The following is a 22750-nucleotide window of genomic DNA, read 5'->3' as shown; positions in this document are numbered from 1 at the left end:
GGCGTCAGTGCAGTCGACCTTTCAGTGGCCGGTCTACCGCTATCGCGAGCAGGCTCACTCCTACAGGGGCGGTGTCAGGCTCAGGTTTTTTTCGGGGGGGTGGGATCAGGATCGAAGGTATGCGGTGGCGCCACTTGCAGCGTGGTCACCGAGCCCTGCGCCGAGAGCGAATACGTGACTTTGGAGATCAACATGTCGCCGTCAAAGCCGAGTACCGGATCCGTGACCTTCACCAGCGTGTTGTGGCGCCACAGATCGCCATTGGCCTGACGCCAGCCCTGCACCTGATAGGTGGTGGTCTGCGCCCGGCCCATGCGGGTGGCGCTTTCCCATTGGGCGCGTTGCTGGGCCAACTCGAACGTCAGCGCGGTGCCCTCGTTGATGATCGTGGTGCGGCGGCGCTTGAAGCTCAGATCAGCCGCGCTGGATTGAACCTCGCTGACGGCCGCCCCGCTCTTCTTGTCCGAGCCTTTCTGCTGACCGATCACTCGGTATTCAGAAAACACCTGGCTCTGATCCATCGGCGCGTTCGCCGACAGAATGTTCTTGCCCAACTCCAGCGCGTCACTGGCCCGACCACCACTACCGGGCTTGGCCAGCACCAGCCGGCCCTGCTCGTCATCGGTGGAAAACACCCGAAACAGCGAGAGCAATCGGTCGATCGACTGGAACACTGTTTCGCCCGGCACGATGGTGTGTTTGGCGAGCCGCGCGGTCTCGGGAATTTCGTTGACCACGTACAGCGAGTATTCCGCCGCCAGAGCCTGGACGATGCTCAGCAGCGGTTGCTCCTGCCATTGGTTCGGCCGGTTGGTGGCTGCGCAATCGACCAGATCCTGAGTCTTGGAACTGCCCTCGATACTCAAGCTGATCTGGCGTCCGTCATAACTGATCGGGGCCTTGAACACGTAGCCAGTGAGCACCAGATCCTGGCCGATTTTCACTTCGCACGGGTCACCCGGTTTGATCCGTTGATCCAACGTCTGCCCCGGCCACTGCCAGGTGATGTCGAGTTTGAAGGTGCGGAACTGGCGCTCAAGATCGGCGGTGATTTCCACGCTTTTCCAGCCGCCGTATTCCATGTTGTTGACGGTCAGCGTGACTCGGTTGTCTATCTCGCTCATGGTTTACTCCCCGGAGACTTTCACTTCGTTGGGTGAGAAACCAGGATGGGTGATCCCGTTGCGTTGAGTGATTTCCGTGACCCGCGTCGCATCGCCAAGGTACTTGTAGGCCACCACCAGTGCCGGAAAGCTTTCCTGGAACGACTTGCTGACTTGCCGCACACCCGACGACGCGACGGCCTTGAGGTGCGCAAGCAGCGCCTCTTTCACATCGCTGATGGCCTGGTAGTGCACCGGGTCGGCCTTGTCCAGCATCGGGTTGATCGCCACCGCCACGGCGTCACGCAATGCCTGCATGTCGTCACTGACCGGGACTTCCTGGCGCGTTACCGGGCTCGTCGCCTGCTGCCCTACCGTAGGTGTCGATGACAGTTTCACCGGGCTTGTCGCCACCGGCATCGATGCCACCCATTGCGCGACTTTGACCAGCACCGTGTCCTGCACCAGATCGGCCATGGCTTGTGCCGCCGCGTTGGTGTCCTTGCCGGTGGTGATCTTCGGCGCATCAGCCTTGCGGATGGCTTCGAGTTGTTGGGACACGTCGGCAATCACGCCACGGTAGCCCTCCTTCGCGAATGCCTTGAGTTCCTTGATATCGCCGAGCAAGCCTTTGAACTCCGCCGCCACTTCCTTGGGCAACTCCTTGACCGCTTTGACCAGTTCGGTGATCTGCCGATACTGCTCGATCAGCGGTTTGAGCTGCTCTTTGATCACCTCAAACACGCCGGTCAGGCTGTTGCGCAGATTGGCAATGCCGATCCGCGCAGCCTTGATCAACGTCATCGCCTGCTCGAAGCGCGCCACCGCCGAACCCAACAGCGTGTCAGCCTTGGCCAAGAGAATTTTTTGCGTACTGACCGTGGCAGTCGGAAAAGGCAACGGCCGGTCGGGATAAAACTTCAGACTGAACGTCACCAGTCCGCCGTCCTGGCGGGTGTGGGTCATGTCGCATTCGCCGACCTTGACTTGCAGGCGTCCGAGCCACGGATGCACCAGTTCACCACTGCCCGCCTCCAGGGCCTTGAGCAGCTTGTCGCGCTGCTCCAGGCAATCGGCGCCGATGATGAACGCCGTGAGGTCGTGGGTCTTGGCCTGCTGGCCGAGATCCTCGAAATACGGCAGGTCGCGTTGCGGGTATTCGTGCAACTGACCTTTGCGACCGACCGGAGTTTTCGCCTGATCGATCCAGAATCCGACACCGCGAAACGATGCCGGCAACAAGCGGTCACGCCAGTTCATTGGAACCTCCTGCCGACAGCGAGCGATAGCCGATGCGCGAAGACAGCGCCAGGCCCGGTTGATTGCTTTGCGGTTGATCGGTGCGCAGCCCCGCCGGTGCATTTTCGAAGCGCACGGTCAGGCCGCCTTCGAGTTGCGTACGGTTGTTGGCCGCGCTCTGCTGGATCAGGGCGCTGGAGGTTTGTGGCAGCGAACTGCTTAACTTCGGGGCACCGGCAGGCGCTGCCGGGGCGGTACCGGTGAGGGTTGCAAAGACACCGGAGAAATTGCCACCGAACAGTTCTTTAAGCTGCCCGAAAATCCCTTGCAGGTTTTTCCACATGTCGCTGAACCAGGTCAGTACCGGCTGCCATTTCTGCTGGATCGACTCCAGCGGCGACTGGCTGAACAGATCGCCGAAGATGCTCTTCACCACTTGTGCATCCGTGGTCAACGATGCCCACAGACCGGAGAAGTACGCGCTCACGCCACTCCACTTCGCCATGACCGCTTCCACAGGCGCGCTGCCAAACAGGTTTTGAAACTCGTCTTTCAACGGCTGGGCTCCAGCCCTGAGTACGTCCCACAGCGCGGAAAAAACCGGCGCCACGGGTTGCCAAGCCGATTCAATCATCGCTACCGGCGATTGCGTGAAGATCGATTTGACCTGCTCCCACTGCGCTGCGGCGTTATCGGCAACACCGCCAACAAGATTGCCAAACACATTGTTCAGCGAACCCCAGGCTTCAGTAATCGTCTGCACTGGCGACCAACTGAACTTCGCCTTGAGCGCGTCCACACCGGCAGCAGCTTTGGCCTGTGCGCCAGCGAAGAAATCACTGACGACATTGCTCGCGGTTGCAAAAGCCTTGCTCATCATTTCACTCGGCGAGAAATCGAATTTCGCCCTGAGCCTGTCGATACCCGCTTGCGCATCCGCCATGGTGCCAGCGAAGAAATCACTGACAACGCTACTGGCCTTCGCCAACGCCTTGTTCCACACCTCACGCGGCGAGAAATCGAACTTCGCCCTGAGCTTGTCGATCCCTGCTTGTGCATCCGCCATGGTGCTGGCGAAGAAATCACTGACAACGCTGCTGGCTTTCGCCAACGCCTTGTTCCACAGCTCACTCGGCGAGAAGTCGAAAGCCGCCACGAGCTTGTCAGTGCCTGCCTGCGCTTTCGATACCAAGCCGTTGTAAATATTGACGACGCTGTCGACGCCGGCAAAAAATTCCGCGCTGATCTCCCCCCACGTTTTGCTGATCAATGCGCCCATCGATTCGATTGCCTGCGTGGTCGCCGCAACTCCAGCGTTGAATTTCGTCGAAACGTAGTCCCACATCCTGCCGAAGAATCCGGAAATCGACGCCCAGTTATTGGTAATCAACCGTGCGCCAATCACGATGATGGCCACCGCTGCCGCGATAGCTGCCGCAATCAGCCCGATGGGCGAGGTCAGAATCCCCAGCACCGCGACCAGCCCCATCGCACCGACCGTGACCACCGTAAACGCTACGGCAGCGGCCGCCAGCCCTTCGACCAGATACGGATTGTTGGCGACAAACTGGCCAATCGAAGTCATCACCGGTGTCAGCGCCGTGACGATGCCGTTAACCGCCGGCAACAACGCCTGACCGATTTTCAGCGAGATGTTATCCAGCGCCTTGTTGAATTTTTCCAGGTTGGCCGAGGTTTCGCCCTGGACCACCTTCGGAACTTTAAGGCCCTTGAGTGCCCTGGCTTTCTTCGCCAACGCATCCTGCGCTTCGATGGCTTTTTTGATGCCGTCCTGAAACGGCTTGAGCAAACCACCTTCGGCAATGAAGCCGGCCACGTCCAGCGGCTCGAGGCCGCTGTCTTCCATGCTTTTCTTGAATGCTGCGACCTTGCCGCGCAGCCCCTTCATCTCGGTCTCCATTTTCTCGGCGCCCTTGAGCACCACGAGCATGTTGACCGTGACGGGAAAGTTCTGCGGGATCAGGCTCAAATTTGTATTCGCCATCACTGCACCTGCTGCATCGCATTGATCCGTTGCGCGTGCTCCAGCGATTCGCGGAGCACATCCAGTGGCCTGGCCATCATCTGTTCGGGGTCAACCTTCCAGAACCAGGCCAGGTCATAGGCGACTGCGATCAGGTCGGTGATGGCTCCGACGCCGCACTCATGAAAAAACTCGCAACGGCCCAGCTCAGCGCGTTGAGGTCAGCCAGATCGAGCTGGTTGACCGACGACGGCGGGATGCCGGCGCACACGGCGATGTATTTGGCCGCCACGTCCATGTCGAGGCTGACTTCTTCGCTTTTGTCGATCTTGTACGGCAGCGCCTTGATCGCTCGCACTTCCTGCACCGTCGGACGGCGCAGGACGAGTTCGGTCAGGGGCTCGCCGTGAGCTTCGATCGCAACCTGAAGCTTCACGGCGCCGCTCATTGCCAGGTCCCCTTGATGCCTTCGAATTTCAGTTCGATGGTGGCGTCATCGCCTTTGGATACCGGCTCTTCGACCAGATAGGCACCGGCCAGCACGTAGACTTTGCCGTTGCTGAATTCGCAGGTGACGGTGATGTCGGTGCCTTCGATCAGCTTCTTCAGCGGGAAGTCGGCGGTGTGCAGCGCGGTCACTTTGAACGACGGCGCGACGTCGGTTTCCTTGTAGAAACCCGGTACGACGGTTTCGCGTTTGACGGCCATCAGCGGGGCTTCGCAGCCGCCGTTGATAGTCAGTTGTGCACCGTCGACTTTGACGTAGCAGGTGCCTGCAATCACTTGACCCATGGTGTTACTCCCTTCAAATAAAAAAGCCCACCGGAGTGGGCTGAATGCTTACGGCCAAACGCGGCGATCAGGCCGCGTCGTCGTATTGCAGACGGAATTGGTTGAGCAGTGCGAACACGCGCAGACCGTTGATGTAATCCGGCGGGAACAGCACGTTCACGCGGCTCGGATCCTGTACGTCGCGCTCGACGATCAGGTGCTCGGCGAACAGCTCGGCGTTCTCCACGTGGCCTTCCAGTTCCAGCTTGGCGTACTGCGCGATCAGCTCGCCGCGAATGGTCGCCGGAGTGACGATCGGCTGGCCGGCGCCGAAACGGGTGCCGTCGGAAGCCAGTTTGTGCCGGCCGTACTTGCTGGTGATCACGCTTTGCAGACGACGCACGATGAACGCCGACTGGTGCATGGTTTCGCTGTCCAGATAGGAGTTGTCGGCCTGACCGTAAGCGTTCTTCTGGTAGGTGGTGATCGAACGCTGAATGCGCACGTAACCGCCTTCGTAGTACGCGGTGGCAATGCCGTAGTTGAGCAGCGACTGACGCTCGGTCAGGGTGAATCGCTCGCTGGCCGGCGCCGGATCAACACCCGGCAGGCTGCCGCTTTGGGTCGGACGGCTGGCGTCGGCGGAGATGAACACCGCGGTGCGCGCAGCCAGTGCTGCCGCCTGGACCCAGAACGGTTGCGGTACGCCCGGCTCCAGCGCCTGAATGGTCATGTGCTGGTCGTTGCGTGCCTGGCCAGCAGCAACCAGGGTGCCGACGGTGCCGCGCTTGGCGCTGTAGACGTGACCGAACAGTTGCTTGGCCCAGGACCAGCGACCGGTGCTGTCATCCATCACTGCTTGCCAGGTATTGAGGGTCGACAGATCCGACCACGGCAGTGCGATGAACTCGAACGGCTCGTCGCCCAGTGCAGCCACGGCTGCGACCTGGTCCGGCACGCCGGCGCCGCCGGTCATGGCGGTGATCGCAGTGGTCAGGCCCGCCGGGGTTTCTTCGCCGTTGCTCTTGCCCAGGCGATTGAACTGCAGGCTGATGTCGTTACCGCTGTCGCCGGTCCACTTGGCGTTCAGGGTAACCACACCTTCGGCAGCCGCAGCGCTCACCGGCAGATCGGCGGTGGCGTTGATTTTCTGCGCCAGTGCGGTAGCCGCTTGAGCAGCGGTGGCACCGTTGACCACGGTGGCTTGCACCCGCACACCAGCGACGTACAGGTTGAGCACGCCAGCCTGAGTCGCGGTGCCGGTCAGGGTCAGCACGCCTTTGGCGATGGCGCCTTCAGTGTTGTGCAGCGGCAGGCACCAGATCTCGCCGATCGGGTCGGCCTTACGGAAGGTCTCGTACATCGAGGCGAGCATCGAGCCCTGACCGCCGATGCTTTTTGCCAGCGCGACGCTGGAGACCAGCACCAGTTTGCCGACTTCGGTCGGGGCGATGTTGTCGTTGACCTGAGCGACGATCAGACGGCGCATGGCCGAAGTTGCGCTATTGGCGGCCGAGTTGTCCATTTCGGCATAGAACAGCGGTACACGAATGTCCGCGGGGATGTTGCTGAATCCGATCGCCATTATTTGGCTCCCTGTGCTTTGACTTTTACAGTTTTGAGAGTGATATCGCCGTCTGCCAGACGTCGGCGCCACCAGGCGCTGTCCAGCACTTCACGGCCTTCTTTGGGCAGCAGATCGCCCGCTTCCGGGTCAGGCACGGCACGGCCAGCGGCCGGCAGTACGGTGATGCGATTGCTCATGGGGTTACGTCTCCAGAGAAAGTCATTTCCACGCGCCCGTCAGGGCCCGGGTGTTTCAGATTGGGGTCGGCCGGGTCGATCGCATCGACCCGCACGGTGACCCCGGTAAAGGACGACAAACCGTCCAGTTCACGTTCGTGCCAACTCTCCGCAGGCTGACTCGGCAGATTGCGGCCGAGCTGGAACTCGGCAAAAAAGCGCAGCCGATAGAAGGCCCGGCTGCTGTTGATCGAAACCATCTCGCCGCCGTCGTAGACGATGGCGCTGTAGTCATTGCCCGGTTTGAACCCCACCAGCGCGCGCCACAGTTCGGCGCGCAGGTCGTGCAACAGATCCAGCGCTTTTGTGCTGTCGCTGGCGTCGAGCGCCAGGACGATTTCGAAGCGGTCGCGGATCGGTTGGGCGGTGAGGTTTTGTGCGGTGCTGGTGCTGGCGAGATCCGCCAGGGGCAGAACATGAGCCGAGGGTGTCGGCAGATCAGCGTTGCCTTGCAGCAACGCCAGATCGACACCCACCGCAATGTGATCGGCAAGGCTTGGGCATTGCCCACGCAGCTGCGTGAGGATCGGGGTGATCTTCATGGTGGTGTTCCAGAGTTGAAATGAGTTGCAGAAAACACCGCGAATCCACTGTAGGAGTGAGCCTGCTCGCGATGGCGGTGCCACATTCAAAATCAATGTGCCTGACACACCGCTATCGCGAGCAGGCTCACTCCCACAGGGGGGGGTTGTCGCTCTGAGAAAGAGTGAATCAGTCTTTGACGCCCGCCTTGGGATCGAGGCCGGTTGCTTCGATCAGGCAGCGATAGCTTTCCTCGCGCTTGCCGCTGGCGGTGACTTTTTCGATCGACCAGCGACCGCGCATGAAGTCTGGCCAGGTGTCATCGAGTACCAACAGGCCTTCGGCAGCCAGTAGCGGGTCGCCCGGGCAAGTGACCTTCAGCTTGTATTTCTCGCGCAGCATCTTGCGCACTTCGGCTTCGCCGATGGCCTTGGCTTCTTCTTCACTCGCCTGTTTCTGGCGAATGACCTTGTAGGGCGCGGAACCGGTGATCACCTCCTGCAGCTTGCCAAGAGCACCGTCCCAGAAGCAGGTCTTGCAACCCTGATTCTGGGTGCGGGCAGTCTCTTCCAGTGTCGCGCTGATAAAGGCGTGATCACCCGGCCGATTGTTGCTGGTCACCGACAGCCTGACGTCCGGTATCACCTGGCCCGAGAGGTTTTTCAACTGCGCCGGTTTAGCCAGCACGTAGAGGTTGTTGAACGGTTTGGCCACCGCGTCGTACTTCTTTGCCAGTCGCGTGATGAAGCTCATGTCGGTTTCGTTCGACTGGTCGATATGAGCAATCCGGATCAGCGCCAGTTCAGGATCGACGCGCGGCGAAAAATCGTGCCGCGAGACCAGTTCGCGAAACAGTGCGCCAAGGGTGGTGGGGCCATGACTGGCCGTACGCCGTTCCTTGAATCCGGTTTCGTCCTTGCCGCTGAAAGGCGCGGCCGTAGCGACCAGCGTCAGGCGCAGCGGGAACAGCGTTGGTGTCAGTCTGGTCACCTTGAATTGGCCCTTTTCGACCAGCCCGGATTCCAGATAACCCACCCGCAGGCCGATGGTTCCGCCCAGGGTCGGCAAGCCTTCGAGGCCTTCCAGGTCGATCACCAGTGTCAGTTGATCGGACTCCATCCCGGCAGCATCAACGTGCTCCCAACTGATCAGACGCTGATTCAGCAAGTCTTTGTTGGCCCCGTAGATTTCGATCGCCGGGGTGAATCCCTGTGTCATGCAACCTCCTTAGTCCCAGGCCAGAACCGGTTTGATCGCGGCGGGTTTGCTGTCGAGTTCCGGCAGTGTCACCCAGACACCTGCCGGGAGAATCGGACCACGTTCGGCCAAGGTCGGGTTGAGTTTCCACAGGGCTTCTTCGGCGCTGTCATCGCTGCGACCGGTTTCACGGTAGAGCAGCAGATTCACCGAATCGCCGGCCATGCTTCGTACCTTACGCATTGTTGAACTCCGCCAGTTCAAGGGTCCAGTCGACCACCATTGCCGTACCATCATCGATGATGCAGGTCTGGGTTTCCTGAACCATGGTGATTCGCCACAGGCCCCAATTACGGCCGATGCCATCAATCAGCGGTAGCGGCACACGAAGGGCTTGCAGCGCCCGCAGCTCATCCAGCCGATCCATGGCCACCGCGTACATTGATTTACCGGTGATGGTCAGGGTTTCGGGTTTCTGGCCAATTTGATGGGACTTGGGTTTGCTGGTGAGAATCTGCAGTTCCGTCCAGCCGCCGTCGGACTTGCGCAGAAAACTGCTGTAGGCAAAGCCGCGTGACAGGCCAAAGATGAAACTGCCCAAGGCCATTTGTTGTTTCATGTGGCGACTCCATCGGTCAGGGCTGCGTCACGTCGTGTGGCGAGGGAATTGGTCGGCATGATCTGGCCCAACTGCCCCATGGTGGTTTGCACCACCAGATTGGCCAGTGCCTGGGCGCTGGTCTGGTCCTGACCATTGATGTTAATGGTTGAGTTGAACGTGACCGGCTGGCTGGCGGCTGTGATCGCAGGTGCCCCGGGGATCGTGGAAATCGCCGAAGTCGCGATAAGGTCTTTGCTGACCTGTGCAGGTGAGCCGAGACGATCGACTTGTGTCCCTAGCTTGTCGCCCAGGGATTCACCGATCGCGCCCCCCGCCATGCTTCCGAGCCACCCGCCAATTGCCGTGCCCACACCGGGCAAAATCAACGTGCCAAGTGCTGCACCGACGGCGGCCCCAGCAGAAGACCCGGCCAACGAGGCACCGGACGACACGACGGCACGCGTATCGCCCTTCATGACGCCGGTGACCATTTCATATCCGGCACTGAGCAACCGCAGCGGCGGTGCCCGTTTGGCAAGCAGTCTGCCTGCCTTGGCGTAAGAACCGGACAGTGAAGCGGCCGGGGCAGGACTGACGGCTGATGACCCTGCAAATGCGGTCATGCTTGCCGGCCAGGACGTGCCGGACATGCGGGGCAGAACGGGTCGTGCCGGCGACGCCGGCGGTGCACTGATCCGTAGTGGCCGAGGAGGCACCGTGCGGGGGCTTTTCCCGCCTCGACCGGTTTGTTCACGTCTGACTCGAGGCTTGGTGCTTGACCGGCGAGGCTTGAGTTTGTCGCCTGTCCCACCGCCCAGCGGTTTGCAGCAGCAGTCATGGCCCGCGCCATTTCCGGCAGACGTTTTCTTGGCTTTCGGGTCTTCAATATCGGCAATCAAACCGCCAAGACCAAGCGGCAATTTTGAAGCGACGCCCTTGAGCAGCTTGTCGGTGAAATTGCCGAATGCCTTGGCCATCACCGCCACCACGATGGCCGACAGTCCAGCGCCCGCAAGGGCCAATGCCGTCGAGGTCTTGGGATGGGCTTCAGCCATATCGGCCACGCCATTGGTCATATTCGTCAGCGAGTCCAGCGTGCCGGTCGCATCCGGTGCCAACGCCGTGATCAGACGATTGAGACTGGCATCGAACGCGTTCCAGCTTCGCTGAGGATCTTTACCCGCAGGCTCGGCGCTGCGTTGAATCGCGCCGCTGTAAGCCGGTGTCAGTGGATCATCAGGCTTGAGCAATGAAAGCGGCGTCTGAGCCTCCCCGGGCTTGCCCATCCACTGGCGCACGCCCCCCTCACCCTTGAATGGCGATGCGAGGCTGCCCTGGGTCGCTTGCGATGGCACAAGCGTCGACGTTCCTTCCAGTTTGGCCGGCGCAACCAGCGAAAACGCTTTTTGCAGGTCTTCGGGTTTCGCCAGCAGTTTGCGCACACCGTCGTTACCACCGAAAAGTGTCTTGACCAGCTCCGTTTGCTGCTCTGCCGGTTGTTGCTTCAATGCCGCCAACGCTTTGACAAGGTTGTCCGGTACGTTTTCAGTCAACTTGCCGGGATCAAGGCCCAACGCCTTCCACGCCGACTGCTCGGCCGCCGAGCCTTGGGTGCCTTTGTCCAGGGCTGCGCTGATACGTTTCACCGCCGCGCCGGCACCGGCCTTGTCGACATCAGCGTTGAGCAACGCGGCTGACAGCGCCGCCAACTGCTCGGGCAGGATCCCCACTGCAACGGCCGACTCGCCGGATTGCTGCACGACCGAGCCGATGTCGGCAGCCGTCGCATTCAGTCCGCTGTTGCCCAGATGCTGAGTCGCATCGGCCAGCAGCTGACCTTGAGTGCGATCCAGTTTCATCGACAATTGCCAGGCCGACAGCATTTCACCGGCCGACTTCAGGCTGATGCCGAACGCCGACGCATTGACCGCTGCATCCTGGGCAAAGTCCAGCAGCACCTGTTCCTTGTCGGCGCCCTTGAGACCCGCGCCAATCCCGGATCGGCCAGCCGCGACTTCGACCTGCACCAGATCCACGACCGTCGCCCCACTGCCGGCAACTCGTTTGTCGGTGGCCAGTTCAAGGTTGGCTTTCGACAGCGTGTCGAGGTCGCCACTCAGGCCTTGAACCTGCTTGATCTGGGCCATGGCGGTTTCCAGGGCCATGGCCGATTGCAGGTAGGCCGGAGGCGAGCGTTGTTCAATCTCAGCCTTGAGCTTTGACTTGCTTTCGCCGCCAGCCGCCGGTGCGGCAGTTACCATTGGCACCTTGAACGATGCCAAGGCCGTGTTCAGCCCCAGGACAACGGCGCCGAGTTTGATCTGTTCACGCACCAGACTGCGGATGTCCAGGCTGGCCGTGAGCAGCGCCTCTTTCAGTTCGGACAGTGGGTTGATCAGGCTGTCTGTGGCCGATCCCCCTGCCGACAAACCGGAACCCGCGCCGCCGGTTTGCGCGGCGTACATCAGCGAAAACGATGTGTCTGCCATGCCGCTCTACTCCTGTTTCACGCCAAGGCGAGTGATCGCTATGTCGTAGCGGCGCAACGCCTTTTCGGCGTCCCATTCCAGAATCTCCGCCTCACTTACCGGGTAAATGAGCGGGACGATATCGAGGATTACTTCGATGTCGCGTTCCGAAAGTAGGCCGCCGGCTGGTTTAAAAAATCGTCGATGCGCACCTGCAATTGAGTCCAGTCCGGGACGCTCATCTGGGCCAGATCGGGGATCATCAGGCCGGTGCAATGCGCGGTGATGAACTCGGCGCGTTCCTTGGCCGTTTTCAGTTTCTTCATCACTTTGGTGGCGCGCAGTGCCGGCATTTCCAGCGACAGCGAGGTCACGGTGCGGCCAGTCACGGCGAGCGGTTGCAGCAGTTGCACCTGGTCAGGATCGGCGGACTTTTCCGCGTCCTCGACCTGCTCCAGAAAGTACGACGCCGGACGGGTCGACATCTCGTGCACGTACTGGGCGATGCTCACGTAGTCCGGGCGTTTCAGCTGGTCGAGTTCCTTGACCGACAGGCCGGTGGCGAGCAGCGCCAGTTCGAAGAACTGATCGTCTTCATCATCGCCGGCGCGTTCCAGCGCTTCTTTTTGCGCGGCGTAGAACAGCGGCTTGAGCTGGATCTGTTCGATCTGCGCGCCGTCGTCGCCGGTGATCGGCGACAGCAGGTCATGCTTGGGTGGCATCCACGACATTTATGAATTCCTTGGTGATTCTTGAGGGGGTATTGCGCAATGGGGCCAGTCAACCCGACCCAGTGTGGGAGCGAGCCTGCTCGCGAAAGCGGTCTTACAGTCACATAGGTAGCGAATGTGATGGCCTCTTCGCGAGCAGGCTCGCTCCCACAGGTTTTGCGGTGTAACGGACTACGGCATCAGCACCGCACGGCGCGCATCACCAAGGATGTCGACGCCGTTGAGCACGAATTTCTGGGTGCGTACGTCGATGTCGATCACCGGGATGCCGTTTTCCAGGCGGTTGTAGGTGCGGCAGGAGAACTCCAGAGTCGTCAGGGCTTTGCCGCCCATCTTGATCGCGTCTTCGCCCATGGTTTTGAGCTTGCCGCCGATGGTGTGATAGGTGAACCAGGTGTTGCCGTCCTGATCCTGACCGGCTTCACGCACGTTCAGCAGGATGTCGTCGCCCAGCTTCACACCCATCGCCAGCAACACTTCTGCACCGGTGCCTTGCAGCTTGAGCGTGGCATTCAGCGGCTTGGCGCTCTTGGCCATTTCCTCAACGATGAAGCGCCCGCCCGTCATGCTTTCCATGTCGAAATCGATTTTCGGCGGGGTGAACTCCTCAACGGTCGCCGACAACGGCAGGCCTTGCAGGGTGGCCGCGATGGCCTGTCTTACGCGGTTGGTAAACATTAGAGAACGTCCTCCAGGAACTGCTCGATGATTTCATCGCGGGCGTTGAGTTGATAAACCATGTGTTCGTTCGGCGCGTAGCGGCCGTAGTCGATGACCACGTACCAGGTGCCGTTCTTGTACTTCTCGACGCTGTTGAGTTCCGGGTGCAGGTACACGCTGCCGCCAGGAATGGTTTCGTCGGCGACCAGGGTCTGCAGCCAGTCGTTGATGCGCTTGACCTCCTGATCCATGAACGACTTGGTCAGGTTCTTGGCCATGGCTTTCTGGCCGGCCTTGACCAGCTTGCGGCTGATCGCATCTTCAAGGCCGACGTAGCTGATGAACTTGCCGGTAATCGAACGGTTACCCAGCAGCGAGAAGCCACCGAGCACGGTGCGGGCGTAGTAGCTCACGCCGTAGCGGTTGAGCAGATCGCCTTCGGTGGAGGTATCGAGGATGTTGTACTCAACGACGCGGGACACGTCTTCGGCGTAGGTCACCTGGTTGCCCGGGCTCTCCCACTGCTTGACCTTGGCCAGCGCGGCAATCGCCAGGCTGGACGGCGCGAGGAAGACGTTTTTCTTCGCGGCTTTCGAGTACACGGCGGGCATGTTGTGCACCACCAGGCAACGGTCGAAACCGAGATCGGCGCCGCCCAGTTCCTGGCTGTAAGTCACTTGATCAGCGACCGAGGCATCCTTGCCGTCCAGCACCACACGGGCCTTGATGCGTTTGCCGAACGAAGCGAACTCACTGGCCACTGCTTTGGTGCCGGTGAAGCCCGGCGCGCCGATGATGGTCAGGTCTTCCGGGACACTGCCCAGTGCGGCCAGACCGAGCTTGCGGCCGGTGGTTGGATCAACACCGCCGATCACTGCGTTGACGGTGTCGGCCGGGGTCGCGCCCGCTTCGACGATCACCACGTACACCGGCACCTTGACCACTTTGAGGATCTGGTAAACCGCGTGATACAGCGTGCCCTCTTCGGCGCCGGTCGGATCGAGCAGCGCGTGAGTGGTGAAGCTGTTGATGCGGAACGGTGCGTTACGCGGAATCAGCGGATCGGCTTTCGGCGCAGTGCCGACCAGACCGATGACGTTGTCACCCAGGCCACCCATGGCCTCGGGGGATTCGGTGGCATTGACGGTAATGCCGTTGTGCTCGAAGTTCAGAACCTCAGCCATGGTTAGTCAGCCTTCTTGGCAGCGGCCTTTTTGGCCTGGGTGGTAGGTGTTTTCAGTTCCAGTCGACCGGCGCTGTGCAGGGCACTGGCCTCGACGTCGAGCAGATCAAGGTCTTGACCGACGCTCGACCAGTGCCCACCGCCGGTGGGGAATGGAACGAGCACGGTGTAGGTTTGGCGAACAGACATTTGCGAAATTCTCCAGACGCAAAAATGCAAAAGCCCCATGCCGGGGCTTTGTGCTGACGAAAAAAAACCGCTTTCGCGGTATGTGGCTTACTTGATGAAAGAGGGCAACTCAGGCCAGACCAGTTCAGCCGGTTGTTCCACCGTTTCAGGAATGTCGCGTAGAGCCTTTCGGTAAGCCTTGAGCTGTGCCAGTTGCTCGGCGGTAGCCGGATAATCAGGCAATTGAGTAAAGTCAGTGGCGCGCAGCAATTGATCGCGACGACTGCGAATGGCAGCCCATTCGATCTCCAGCATGGGCACTGCCAGGGGCAGATCGGCCATGATATTTTCTGATTGCTCAGTCATGCTCTCTCCTTAGTTGAACAAAACGGTGTCGGCCAGGGACAACTTCGTCTTCAAGTCACCCAGATTGAATAAGCGGCCATTACCCACGCGCATGGTATCGATACGAACCGTGGTGAAATAAATATTTGGAATCAGCACTCGCATAACAATATTGCCATTTGCATCCACATAAACAGCAGGCGTCATATTGCCAAAGGTAGAAACATTCTGAAGCGTGCGGGTAGGCTGGTAGCAATAACCAACTATTGTTTCCTCAATGATTTTTGCCGTGCCATAACTGTAGCCTTTTATATTGAACCAGAACATTTCGGAGTTGACATTGATATTCAATGGGATTTTGAAATGCATGTAGACATTAAGACTGCTCGCCAGATCTGTCGACACAAAATCACCCTGCGCACCCACCCCATGCACGCCCCCCGTGCCGGTGACAAAACCTTGCAATATGTTCCGACGGATAGTACCCAGGGCCGTTGGATCACCTTCAACATCTTTTAGACTTCGCCATTCATTGAACTGATTCAACGCCGCGGCCATGGTGGTATTAATGCTGCCAATTTTCCCATTCACGACATTGGTCAAATTGTTTGCAGCCGTGACCAACGATGCAACAGTGGTTTCTAGACTCACGTTTAAGTTTCCTGTTTTATTAATAAGCCGACACAACCCTTGACGAGAGACTCGCCTTTATCAGCTGCAACCGCGATGACTTATCGGGTTTCAAGCGCCATTACCCGTAACAGCAGTTGAACATGACGGGACATATTATCGATATCGGCACATGCCAACGCCGTAAACTCTTCACTCAACAATATATTGAGATTTTCCGTCCCTACCGACACGGTGACGCTGTTCGCCGGCAACGGAGAGACATCCAGGGTGAACTTCTGCAATACGCGCGCGGCACTTGCCTTGTAGGTCAGTAACTTGCCGGCTACGGAGTAAACCGCCAGGAGCGTGCCACTGGCGAGATAGAAGCCGAATTCCCCGATTTCATATTCATCCGGACCGCTGAACAGCGCTCCCATCCTGAGTTGTCCTGCACCCAGGTCTTCGTAATCGACAATCGCAACGCGCTGTCGCTCATCGCGAAGTGCGGTTTCGGCGCCGGTAGGATCGTAGCGAGCGGTGCCGGCACCGATATGCGTGATCTCGCCCTTCAAACCCTGGTTTTTTGCCTGCAACACTTCACCAAGTCCCACAGAGGTGAAGCGAACCAGGCGCGTAACGTCATCCGTCATAACTGCGCCCTTCAATCATTGATTTTTGATGCGCTGGAGTTCCAGCGTTTATTGGCCGCGCCTCGCCCTTCACTCAGGCAGCGCCGAGTGCAGAGACAGCTCGCTATCAGAGAGCGGCAACGATGCACCTGCGCCAAACCCCACCAGAGCAGGCAACTCGATTTGCGGCAGAGCCCCTGCCCGCTCGCGGTCATGAATACTCAGACCGGGGTCCACAGCCATCGCAGCTTGCAAACCGGCGCGGGTGCTGTGAACGATGGTAATGGTTGCCTCATCACGCTCGCTTTTCGCTGCATTGATACGCCGTATCAGGCGGTTGTGATCGCCGCTCGACCAACGCGTACCAATCAGCGCCTGCACGTCGAAGGAATAGGGCTGCCCTGCTGGTCGCTGCTGATACCAGGCCGCTATATTCGGCGTGAAACCCAACGACTCAACGGCATGACTCAGCGCCTGGCGAGTACCCGCCTGGCGTTGTATTTGCCAGGCGAGCGATACCGTCAGACGTTTTTCGGTCTCGCCGGCATCGGCATCCCACTCACTGACACCGCGATCCGCTGCCAGATACGGCAGGAATGCGACCGGTGTTTCGCTCGGATTCATCAGTTCGGGGAACGGCGGCGCGATGCGATCCAGCAGTGCGCCAAAGCCCAGATCCAGTCCACGTTCGAGTGCCGAGCTGTTGGCTGGCAACAAGGTCGGGCTATGCGTTGGCTCAGTCATAGCGTCAACACCTCGACCTCGACCGCCGTGCAGTACGGTGCCTGAAACGCAGTGGTCACGATCGGCGCCAGCGGTTCAAGAATCTGCAGTTGCACGGCGCCAGCGCTGTGCAGCGTGTAGTCGATCCAGCTCGGATCGACCCGCCCTTCGAGGCGATGGCAACTGTCGGCGTAGGCCTGCAATTGCTGCTGTGCGGCAACTTTGGTCAGGCCCGAGTCGGGGCCGGAATTGATCTTCGCCACCACACGAATCTTGTAGCGCTGAATGTCGGCAGCCTTGACCGTGACGAGGTCGGTTTCCGGCCGCACATCAGGGCGGGCGAAGTGCTGACGCACGCCATCCAGCAACGCTGCAGACGGAGTGCCATCGCCGTCTCGCGACAACACCGTGACCTGCACTTCGCCCGGCGCAGTGCGCCGACCATTGCCGTCCTTGACCTGTGCCGCCAAGCCGTCCGGGTTGAAGGTGTAGGTGACGTTTACCACACCGCCATCGCTGGATTCGACCTTCACCGTTGGCCGTTCACCGAGGGTGAATACCTCGCGGCGATACTGCATTCGCGAACCCGCAGCCGGGGCATGCGGCGCCAGGTAATAGCGCAGCCGGGCGTCGTCATCACTTTCATAAATCGGCGGTACCGGCGGAAATGCCGCCGGGTCGCCGGGGTCGAGCAACTGCCGCTCCAGGCCCATGTCCGCCAGCCGTGCGTCGAGGTTGCTGCCAGTGGCCCACCACGCCAGCATCTGCTTGATGCGGGCGTTGTATTTGCGTTCATGGGTCTGCAGGCGCACGCAGAAGGCTTCCAGCGCGAGGGTCAGCAGTTCGCTCTCGTTGTCGAGGCTGGTCTTGAGTTTCGCTGCGCTGTCCGGCGCTCGGGCGCCGACGTACTCAACGACGAAGGTCTTGAACTCGGCGAGCAAGTCTTCGAAGGCGTCGACAGTGATCAGCGCCGGTTCGGCCAATTGGTTCTGGCCGGGGATCAACATGCTCATGTCACGACCTCGAATGTCTGTTGACGGTTTTTCCAGGTGCCGGCGAAGCGCAGCAGCAGGCCCGCGCCCTGGCGGCTGGCGACGATCACGCTCGGCTGAAAATCGCTGATCCCGTTTTGCGCGTTGTAGAACGCCTGAGCCGCGTGGCTCTGGGCTAGAAGCAGAACGTCGTCACCGAGGTTCTGCCCCAGCAGCGTGGGGATCAGCGAGCCATAAAGGGGCCTTTTTTGCCGGGTGCCCAGCGGCGTGGTCAGGGCCCGGGTCGCGCGCTGCACAAACTGCAGCCAGTCGTCGACCGTGGCCCCGGAGTCTCTATCGATTCCGATCATGGGAAGCTCTTGATTCAGGGGCTGATGACGCGGCCCTGGTGATCCACTAACGGGCCGCTGAAGTGCACGCCCGAGGCGTCGATGCTCAGGCCGATGGCGCCCAGTTGCAGGCTGATCAGCTGTGGCGTCATCGTCAGTTGCGCCGGGCCGATGCTCAGTGCAAGCGACTCGCGAGAACCGGTGAAAGCCGCCGGGCCGTTTTGCCAATGCAGGGTGTGTGTGGCGTCGTCGTAGCCGCTTTCAGTGCCATCGACATGCATCCGGCGCGTCAGCGTCGGTACCGTTGCCGTCGGTGGAAAGCGGTCACTGTTCAAGCCGAACAACGCCACGCTTTGCGCGCCACTTTCACCGCTGCCGTAGTTGAATAGCAGGCACTGCTCGCCCACGCTCGGAATCCGCGACTCGCTCTGCGCTCCGGCGCTGGGGTTGAAGAACTTGATCGACGGCGTGAGCAATCCTCCGTGGCTGACTTGGCAGGTGTTGCTCGCGGCATCGACTGCCTGACAGACGCCGATGCGACAGAAATTCTCGGCGCGTCGGTGCAGGTCGTCGATTTCCGCTTCCATCTCGGCCAGCCGCTCGATGATCGGCCCCAGTTGCATGCGCAGTAATGCGTCGAACATCGGTCAAGCCTCCAGCGCGGTGTATTGGTCGGGGTCATCGATGTTGCTGACTTCCCAGGTACGGGCGAATTTCGGCGTGCCGAGCGGGTCCTCGAGCAAGGTCGGGCCGAGATAGAGGGTCTGGGTGAAAGTCAGGGTCCAAGCCTTGTATTGCTGATCGGCGCGTGTGAGCACTGACGGCAGACCATCAATATTCATCGGCAGATCACATTGAGCGCCGGGCAGGCTCCAACGGTTGTCGGTGATCAGGTTTTTCAGTACGGCGATCAGATCGCACGCGGCAAATGCACTCGCAGAAAGTGCCGGAATGACTTGCAGCGACACCGTCATGACGTGGGCGATACGCCCGTCAGCGGCACGTGCGCCCGGTGCATTACGGTCGAAGTCGATCAACGCCCAGGCCTGAGCGCCGGGTGCCGTGAAGTCGTCGTGATTGCCAACCTGCAGATTCAGGCCGTCGCTGTTGCGCAAGGTTGTCGCCATCGCCGTGAACAGCTGCGAAGGCTGCTGGATCGGTGCGGGCATGCATGACCTCCTTTTCAATTGTCCACGCGCAGCCCCGCCGCATCAGTTGCAGCGAGGCAGGAAAGTGTTGAGTTACTGGGGATCGCGCGGCGGGGGAACTTCACAGACGCCGATGCGCTTGGCGGCCCAGCGTTCGTACAGACCGATGGCCACGTCGGCCCCGGCCATGGCGGTCAGGCAACCGAAGGCACCGGCGGCCCAGATGGATAGCCCGGCGGCGTACAGCAGCATGATCGCCGAGACGCCGCAGATCATGCAGGCGCCGGAGCGCAGGGCCAGACGCCGCAGCAATGACCAGCCGCGGGCGCCCTCCTTGTCGGCGCGCCACATTTCGCCGGACACCCCTCCCACTACAGCGAGGAGGATGACCAGCCAGATCGGCATGTCCGCCAACGCTTGTTGCTCGTTTGTCATGTCACGCCTCCTGGTTCTAGTTGATGAGTGTTGTGTGTTGGGTTCAAGCGATGTCTCTTCAGGTAGGCATTCCAAAAAGCCCGGCGCTGAGGCCGGGCTTTTCAGTAATGCGCTCCCGCTGACGGGGTTAACGCTTATGCCTGAATCAGAAAGGAGCCACTGGCCAGTCAATCGTGTAGGGATAGCCAGCCTGTTTTTTCACGTCGGAGACTGCAATGTAATATTGCTGATAAGCGAGCCATGCGGCTTCTTCCTCTGGCGTGGCAACACCGAGATTCACCTTGTAATTGACCGGGTTGATATCAAGCCAGCCAGCGGCTACGCCGAGCCGCTGTCGTACAAACAGCGTTACCTGATCAACATGGTCTTGATAAGTGGGCTCAGAAAACTCCCAGCCATTCGCGCCGTATGTAGCCTTCCAGCCCACTTGAACAACGGTGTCAATTGCAAATCCGTACCAACCGCCGGCTATGCCCGGGGGATTGATGACAGGTTGGTCCTCAGAGACCTGAATCATTACCGCCTTGGAATACGCAGCAATATTGCTCATCTCAATGAAAACGTATTTCTTCATGAATATTTCCTTATAACAAAATGGGCCGAGACAAAGTTTTCGATGCGCCAAAGATTCAGTAAGGCGCAACAGGCCAAATGATTTTTTCGGATAGCCGGACTGTTTCAATGTCGCTGACAGCCATGGAATACTGCTTGTGAGCCAGTAGCAACGCATGTTCTTTTGGGGTAGCTACAGAAATCAGGCAGGCATTTCGAAAGCCCGTTGGTGAGACCGGGCTTTTCAGTAATGCGCTCTAAGAGGCAGGCGCGTTAACGCATTTGCATCAGAACGGGGCGACTGGCCAGTTGATTGTCGGGAAGGTGTTCTGGTTGATAACTTCGCTGACGGCAACGCAGTACTGCTTATAGGCAACCAATGCCGACTCATCTGCCGCAGTGGCGATGCCGAGATCCAGCTTGTATTGCAAAGGGTTGAACATCAACCAGCGCCCGGCTGCGTCAAAGCGTTGTTGCATGCGGCCATTGGTGGTCATCTGTTGCTCGAGGAGAGTTGTCTCAACATACTCATCGCCAAAAGGCCCCCAGCTGATTTTCATTCCCGGTTGCGCAATGTCGTTACCGGTGATGTTTCGCCATTGGGCAAAAGGTTCATTTGCCGGAACAGCGGGTGCCGCGCCCTCAGACTCGACGATCTGAAGAATCACGGTGTAACCCATTACTGTCGTTGTAAGTGCGTAACGATTCATTCCAACTTCCTTTTTATTGATGACCAGCGAACGCTGTTTGTCATGTCTGTCAGTACGGGGCGACTGGCCAGACGATAGTTGCCGGATAACCCGGCTGTTTATCGATGTCGCTGATGGCGATGCAATATTGCTTGTGCGTCAACAGCAGGGCTTGTTCTGCCGGGGTGGCAACGCCGGTCTCAACTTTGTAATTCAGGGAGTTGAGCAGCAACCAGCCAGCGGCAACATTCAGCAATTGCCATTTCTGCTGCTGCGCTTCATCGCGCAGGTCTTGCTCGGAGGGCGGCGTGAATGTCCAGACGCCATCGAATGTTGCGCCCCAGCCGACGCGAATCTGCGTATTACCTGTTACATCAACCCAAAACGAAGTTGGCGAGCAGGTGCTTCCGGGCTGACTTCACTTTCCTTGAGCTGGGTAACTTTGCTGTATTCAACCAGTGCATAGAGATTCATTTAGTCTTCCTTTGTGCGGTGTTAGCGATAACTGTCGTGATGGATCTGGCAGGCATTCCAAAAAGCCCGGCACTGAGCACCGGGCTTTTCAGTAATGCGCTCCTTCGCCTTCCTTCAAATCCTGTTTTCGAGAAGGAAGCTGACTTTTCGGCGCTACTGGCGCGGTACGAGTCCATTCAAATTGTTTTTCCGACCGCGGTCCCTGCCCGCCGGATAACTGCTCTTGGTGCTTTACGCTGCACACCCGGGTCAGTTGCCAACCCTCTGAACCGTTGAGGCCGGTTCATCGCTGCCTGTTCTTGTGGAACTAAAGAGCTGTTGTTGCCAGCCGCTTTGTCGAGCGGCTTGGTGGCAAGAATATGCATGGATGCATATACAGTCAATGCATAAATGCATTTATTTATGCGCAATAAATGCACAGCTGCATGCGGCCCGCATAAATAAAGGGTTCGAGGGTTTTCTTAAGACGAAAAAAAACCCGTCATGAGACGGGTTTGCTGTGGAGGGGATTGCCTATCGGGCGTACATGCCCCACCAGAAGACGTGACCAAGGATGACTATCTGCTCGTCCTGCATATCCTGGAAGCTGTAGTCCTCGTCCGGATGTTCATCACGGTTGAAACTGCGCAGACGGATACCGGTCGGCAGGCGGTAGAGCTGCTTCACGCGCAACTGACCGTTGTGGTTGATCGCGTACAGATCGCCATCGATGATATCGCCGATGCCGCACTTGCCGGCATTGACTCCGACCGTGGCGCCGTCACGCAACACCGGCATCATGCTGTTACCGCGCACCGTCACGCATTTGGCCTGGTCGAACTGCACACCGTTATGGCGCAGGCTGCGTTTGCCGAAGCGCAGGCTAGAGCGTTCGCTCTCTTCGATGACGAATCTTCCTGATCCAGCAGCCAATTCAACCTCACGAAGAAAGGGCACCGACACCTCGTCGTCATCGACAGGGGTATCGTCGTCCCACAGGCTTATGTCCTTGAGTTCCGCATGCACGTCATCGCGCGCGCCACCGGTCGCGATCGCGACATCGGCGCGGCCACGCAATTGATCGGTGCTCACATTGAAGTATTCGGCGATCTTCGAGATATGTTTATCCGAAGGATCGACGATCTTCCCGCTGAGAATCCGCGAGAGCGTTGATTGAGGCACGCCGGTGCGACGGTGGAGCTCCGTGGGGGAGATCCCGTGCTGGTCGAGCAGTGCTCTTAAGACGGAGGATACGTTGCGTTTTTGCATAACGCGCATAGTGCTTGAAGTTTTTTCCGAAGACAAATGCTGATTTGCATAAATCATGCATAAATCACGAATAAACGCAGAAAGTGTCAATGGGGCGTCATGCCTGCGTCGAGCCGACCGCCCATGGTAACCTTGCGCCCATCG

Annotated in this window: 29 protein-coding genes; all 29 read right to left on the bottom strand. The window is 59.3% G+C overall.

Going from position 1 to position 22750, the window contains the following annotated elements:
- Positions 1-80: 80 nt before the first annotated feature.
- The 29 genes from AC3WMV_RS01715 to AC3WMV_RS01575 all read right to left on the bottom strand — a co-directional run bounded on the left by AC3WMV_RS01715 (position 81) and on the right by AC3WMV_RS01575 (position 22606).
- Complete coding sequence (locus AC3WMV_RS01715; RefSeq protein ID WP_103367829.1) at positions 81-1124, bottom strand: phage baseplate assembly protein; 1044 nt, start codon at positions 1122-1124, stop codon at positions 81-83.
- Positions 1125-1127: 3 nt separating this feature from the next.
- Positions 1128-2363 (bottom strand): DNA circularization protein, encoded by a 1236-nt coding sequence (locus AC3WMV_RS01710; RefSeq protein WP_103367830.1) that lies wholly within the window; start codon positions 2361-2363, stop codon positions 1128-1130.
- A complete protein-coding gene (locus AC3WMV_RS01705; protein ID WP_103367831.1) occupies positions 2350-4347 on the bottom strand; it encodes a phage tail tape measure protein in 1998 nt (665 codons plus the stop codon). Before AC3WMV_RS01705 ends, AC3WMV_RS01710 begins: the two co-directional genes overlap by 14 nt.
- A 130-nt stretch (positions 4348-4477) precedes the next feature.
- Positions 4478-4774 carry a phage tail assembly protein gene (locus AC3WMV_RS01700; RefSeq protein ID WP_003222226.1) on the bottom strand — a complete coding sequence of 99 codons (297 nt, stop codon included), beginning with the start codon at positions 4772-4774 and terminating at the stop codon, positions 4478-4480.
- The gene (locus AC3WMV_RS01695; RefSeq protein ID WP_007964335.1) at positions 4771-5118 is read right to left on the bottom strand and encodes a phage tail tube protein; all 348 of its coding nucleotides are present in this window, start codon (positions 5116-5118) and stop codon (positions 4771-4773) included. Before AC3WMV_RS01695 ends, AC3WMV_RS01700 begins: the two co-directional genes overlap by 4 nt.
- A 67-nt stretch (positions 5119-5185) precedes the next feature.
- Positions 5186-6682, bottom strand: coding sequence for a phage tail sheath subtilisin-like domain-containing protein (locus tag AC3WMV_RS01690; protein ID WP_027611067.1), 1497 nt, complete (start codon positions 6680-6682; stop codon positions 5186-5188).
- Positions 6682-6861, bottom strand: a complete 180-nt coding sequence (locus AC3WMV_RS01685) for a DUF2635 domain-containing protein (protein ID WP_027611066.1) — start codon at positions 6859-6861, stop codon at positions 6682-6684. The genes AC3WMV_RS01690 and AC3WMV_RS01685 overlap by 1 nt, the downstream gene beginning before the upstream one ends.
- Complete coding sequence (locus AC3WMV_RS01680) at positions 6858-7442, bottom strand: phage tail terminator protein (RefSeq protein ID WP_103367832.1); 585 nt, start codon at positions 7440-7442, stop codon at positions 6858-6860. Before AC3WMV_RS01680 ends, AC3WMV_RS01685 begins: the two co-directional genes overlap by 4 nt.
- A gap of 169 nt (positions 7443-7611) precedes the next feature.
- Positions 7612-8640: a phage tail protein gene (locus AC3WMV_RS01675; protein WP_103367833.1), complete on the bottom strand. Its 1029-nt coding sequence runs from the start codon at positions 8638-8640 to the stop codon at positions 7612-7614.
- Positions 8641-8649: 9 nt separating this feature from the next.
- Positions 8650-8862: a tail protein X gene (locus AC3WMV_RS01670; RefSeq protein WP_007964330.1), complete on the bottom strand. Its 213-nt coding sequence runs from the start codon at positions 8860-8862 to the stop codon at positions 8650-8652.
- Positions 8855-9238 carry a phage tail protein gene (locus AC3WMV_RS01665; RefSeq protein WP_007964328.1) on the bottom strand — a complete coding sequence of 128 codons (384 nt, stop codon included), beginning with the start codon at positions 9236-9238 and terminating at the stop codon, positions 8855-8857. The genes AC3WMV_RS01670 and AC3WMV_RS01665 overlap by 8 nt, the downstream gene beginning before the upstream one ends.
- A complete protein-coding gene (locus tag AC3WMV_RS01660) occupies positions 9235-11709 on the bottom strand; it encodes a phage tail tape measure protein (protein WP_103370573.1) in 2475 nt (824 codons plus the stop codon). Before AC3WMV_RS01660 ends, AC3WMV_RS01665 begins: the two co-directional genes overlap by 4 nt.
- Before the next feature lie 128 nt (positions 11710-11837).
- The gene (locus AC3WMV_RS01655) at positions 11838-12419 is read right to left on the bottom strand and encodes a phage tail assembly protein (RefSeq protein WP_102355682.1); all 582 of its coding nucleotides are present in this window, start codon (positions 12417-12419) and stop codon (positions 11838-11840) included.
- A 171-nt stretch (positions 12420-12590) separates the two neighbouring features.
- Complete coding sequence (locus AC3WMV_RS01650; RefSeq protein WP_103367835.1) at positions 12591-13097, bottom strand: phage major tail tube protein; 507 nt, start codon at positions 13095-13097, stop codon at positions 12591-12593.
- Positions 13097-14263, bottom strand: coding sequence for a phage tail sheath protein (locus AC3WMV_RS01645; RefSeq protein ID WP_047291938.1), 1167 nt, complete (start codon positions 14261-14263; stop codon positions 13097-13099). The genes AC3WMV_RS01650 and AC3WMV_RS01645 overlap by 1 nt, the downstream gene beginning before the upstream one ends.
- A 2-nt stretch (positions 14264-14265) precedes the next feature.
- Positions 14266-14451 (bottom strand): hypothetical protein, encoded by a 186-nt coding sequence (locus tag AC3WMV_RS01640; RefSeq protein ID WP_103367836.1) that lies wholly within the window; start codon positions 14449-14451, stop codon positions 14266-14268.
- Between the two features lie 87 nt (positions 14452-14538).
- Complete coding sequence (locus AC3WMV_RS01635) at positions 14539-14796, bottom strand: tail fiber assembly protein (RefSeq protein WP_232519474.1); 258 nt, start codon at positions 14794-14796, stop codon at positions 14539-14541.
- Positions 14797-14805: 9 nt separating this feature from the next.
- Entirely contained in the window at positions 14806-15426 is a 621-nt protein-coding gene (locus AC3WMV_RS01630) for a hypothetical protein (RefSeq protein WP_103367837.1), read from the bottom strand.
- A gap of 80 nt (positions 15427-15506) precedes the next feature.
- Complete coding sequence (locus AC3WMV_RS01625; protein ID WP_103367838.1) at positions 15507-16037, bottom strand: hypothetical protein; 531 nt, start codon at positions 16035-16037, stop codon at positions 15507-15509.
- A gap of 69 nt (positions 16038-16106) precedes the next feature.
- The gene (locus AC3WMV_RS01620; protein ID WP_103367839.1) at positions 16107-16760 is read right to left on the bottom strand and encodes a phage tail protein I; all 654 of its coding nucleotides are present in this window, start codon (positions 16758-16760) and stop codon (positions 16107-16109) included.
- Entirely contained in the window at positions 16757-17752 is a 996-nt protein-coding gene (locus AC3WMV_RS01615; RefSeq protein WP_103367840.1) for a baseplate J/gp47 family protein, read from the bottom strand. The genes AC3WMV_RS01620 and AC3WMV_RS01615 overlap by 4 nt, the downstream gene beginning before the upstream one ends.
- The gene (locus AC3WMV_RS01610; protein WP_003222189.1) at positions 17749-18081 is read right to left on the bottom strand and encodes a phage baseplate protein; all 333 of its coding nucleotides are present in this window, start codon (positions 18079-18081) and stop codon (positions 17749-17751) included. Before AC3WMV_RS01610 ends, AC3WMV_RS01615 begins: the two co-directional genes overlap by 4 nt.
- A 14-nt stretch (positions 18082-18095) precedes the next feature.
- Positions 18096-18704: a phage baseplate assembly protein V gene (locus AC3WMV_RS01605; RefSeq protein WP_103367841.1), complete on the bottom strand. Its 609-nt coding sequence runs from the start codon at positions 18702-18704 to the stop codon at positions 18096-18098.
- Positions 18705-18707: 3 nt separating this feature from the next.
- On the bottom strand, positions 18708-19229 hold the full coding sequence (locus AC3WMV_RS01600) for a hypothetical protein (protein WP_103367842.1): 522 nt from the start codon (positions 19227-19229) through the stop codon (positions 18708-18710).
- A gap of 72 nt (positions 19230-19301) precedes the next feature.
- On the bottom strand, positions 19302-19643 hold the full coding sequence (locus AC3WMV_RS01595) for a phage holin family protein (RefSeq protein WP_003222183.1): 342 nt from the start codon (positions 19641-19643) through the stop codon (positions 19302-19304).
- A gap of 145 nt (positions 19644-19788) precedes the next feature.
- On the bottom strand, positions 19789-20217 hold the full coding sequence (locus AC3WMV_RS01590) for a tail fiber assembly protein (protein WP_178085231.1): 429 nt from the start codon (positions 20215-20217) through the stop codon (positions 19789-19791).
- A 265-nt stretch (positions 20218-20482) separates the two neighbouring features.
- Entirely contained in the window at positions 20483-20905 is a 423-nt protein-coding gene (locus AC3WMV_RS01585; RefSeq protein WP_103367843.1) for a tail fiber assembly protein, read from the bottom strand.
- Between the two features lie 49 nt (positions 20906-20954).
- A complete protein-coding gene (locus AC3WMV_RS01580; RefSeq protein ID WP_256584953.1) occupies positions 20955-21173 on the bottom strand; it encodes a tail fiber assembly protein in 219 nt (72 codons plus the stop codon).
- Between the two features lie 698 nt (positions 21174-21871).
- A complete protein-coding gene (locus tag AC3WMV_RS01575; RefSeq protein ID WP_027611049.1) occupies positions 21872-22606 on the bottom strand; it encodes a LexA family transcriptional regulator in 735 nt (244 codons plus the stop codon).
- Positions 22607-22750: the final 144 nt, after the last annotated feature.

This window comes from Pseudomonas sp. FW305-3-2-15-E-TSA4, assembly GCF_058787295.1.
The sequence above is the reverse complement of the archived record's forward strand: the minus strand, read 5'-3'. Positions and strand labels throughout refer to the sequence as shown.

Excerpts from the sequence above, each read along its gene's own strand:
- AC3WMV_RS01715 (WP_103367829.1), bottom strand. The coding sequence starts at position 1,124 with ATGAGCGAGATAGACAACCGAGTCACGCTGACCGTCAACAACATGGAA.
- AC3WMV_RS01710 (WP_103367830.1), bottom strand. The coding sequence starts at position 2,363 with ATGAACTGGCGTGACCGCTTGTTGCCGGCATCGTTTCGCGGTGTCGGA.
- AC3WMV_RS01705 (WP_103367831.1), bottom strand. The coding sequence starts at position 4,347 with ATGGCGAATACAAATTTGAGCCTGATCCCGCAGAACTTTCCCGTCACG.
- AC3WMV_RS01700 (WP_003222226.1), bottom strand. The coding sequence starts at position 4,774 with ATGAGCGGCGCCGTGAAGCTTCAGGTTGCGATCGAAGCTCACGGCGAG.
- AC3WMV_RS01695 (WP_007964335.1), bottom strand. The coding sequence starts at position 5,118 with ATGGGTCAAGTGATTGCAGGCACCTGCTACGTCAAAGTCGACGGTGCA.
- AC3WMV_RS01690 (WP_027611067.1), bottom strand. The coding sequence starts at position 6,682 with ATGGCGATCGGATTCAGCAACATCCCCGCGGACATTCGTGTACCGCTG.
- AC3WMV_RS01685 (WP_027611066.1), bottom strand. The coding sequence starts at position 6,861 with ATGAGCAATCGCATCACCGTACTGCCGGCCGCTGGCCGTGCCGTGCCT.
- AC3WMV_RS01680 (WP_103367832.1), bottom strand. The coding sequence starts at position 7,442 with ATGAAGATCACCCCGATCCTCACGCAGCTGCGTGGGCAATGCCCAAGC.
- AC3WMV_RS01675 (WP_103367833.1), bottom strand. The coding sequence starts at position 8,640 with ATGACACAGGGATTCACCCCGGCGATCGAAATCTACGGGGCCAACAAA.
- AC3WMV_RS01670 (WP_007964330.1), bottom strand. The coding sequence starts at position 8,862 with ATGCGTAAGGTACGAAGCATGGCCGGCGATTCGGTGAATCTGCTGCTC.
- AC3WMV_RS01665 (WP_007964328.1), bottom strand. The coding sequence starts at position 9,238 with ATGAAACAACAAATGGCCTTGGGCAGTTTCATCTTTGGCCTGTCACGC.
- AC3WMV_RS01660 (WP_103370573.1), bottom strand. The coding sequence starts at position 11,709 with ATGGCAGACACATCGTTTTCGCTGATGTACGCCGCGCAAACCGGCGGC.
- AC3WMV_RS01655 (WP_102355682.1), bottom strand. The coding sequence starts at position 12,419 with ATGTCGTGGATGCCACCCAAGCATGACCTGCTGTCGCCGATCACCGGC.
- AC3WMV_RS01650 (WP_103367835.1), bottom strand. The coding sequence starts at position 13,097 with ATGTTTACCAACCGCGTAAGACAGGCCATCGCGGCCACCCTGCAAGGC.
- AC3WMV_RS01645 (WP_047291938.1), bottom strand. The coding sequence starts at position 14,263 with ATGGCTGAGGTTCTGAACTTCGAGCACAACGGCATTACCGTCAATGCC.
- AC3WMV_RS01640 (WP_103367836.1), bottom strand. The coding sequence starts at position 14,451 with ATGTCTGTTCGCCAAACCTACACCGTGCTCGTTCCATTCCCCACCGGC.
- AC3WMV_RS01635 (WP_232519474.1), bottom strand. The coding sequence starts at position 14,796 with ATGACTGAGCAATCAGAAAATATCATGGCCGATCTGCCCCTGGCAGTG.
- AC3WMV_RS01625 (WP_103367838.1), bottom strand. The coding sequence starts at position 16,037 with ATGACGGATGACGTTACGCGCCTGGTTCGCTTCACCTCTGTGGGACTT.
- AC3WMV_RS01620 (WP_103367839.1), bottom strand. The coding sequence starts at position 16,760 with ATGACTGAGCCAACGCATAGCCCGACCTTGTTGCCAGCCAACAGCTCG.
- AC3WMV_RS01615 (WP_103367840.1), bottom strand. The coding sequence starts at position 17,752 with ATGAGCATGTTGATCCCCGGCCAGAACCAATTGGCCGAACCGGCGCTG.
- AC3WMV_RS01610 (WP_003222189.1), bottom strand. The coding sequence starts at position 18,081 with ATGATCGGAATCGATAGAGACTCCGGGGCCACGGTCGACGACTGGCTG.
- AC3WMV_RS01605 (WP_103367841.1), bottom strand. The coding sequence starts at position 18,704 with ATGTTCGACGCATTACTGCGCATGCAACTGGGGCCGATCATCGAGCGG.
- AC3WMV_RS01600 (WP_103367842.1), bottom strand. The coding sequence starts at position 19,229 with ATGCCCGCACCGATCCAGCAGCCTTCGCAGCTGTTCACGGCGATGGCG.
- AC3WMV_RS01595 (WP_003222183.1), bottom strand. The coding sequence starts at position 19,643 with ATGACAAACGAGCAACAAGCGTTGGCGGACATGCCGATCTGGCTGGTC.
- AC3WMV_RS01590 (WP_178085231.1), bottom strand. The coding sequence starts at position 20,217 with ATGAAGAAATACGTTTTCATTGAGATGAGCAATATTGCTGCGTATTCC.
- AC3WMV_RS01585 (WP_103367843.1), bottom strand. The coding sequence starts at position 20,905 with ATGAATCGTTACGCACTTACAACGACAGTAATGGGTTACACCGTGATT.
- AC3WMV_RS01575 (WP_027611049.1), bottom strand. The coding sequence starts at position 22,606 with ATGCAAAAACGCAACGTATCCTCCGTCTTAAGAGCACTGCTCGACCAG.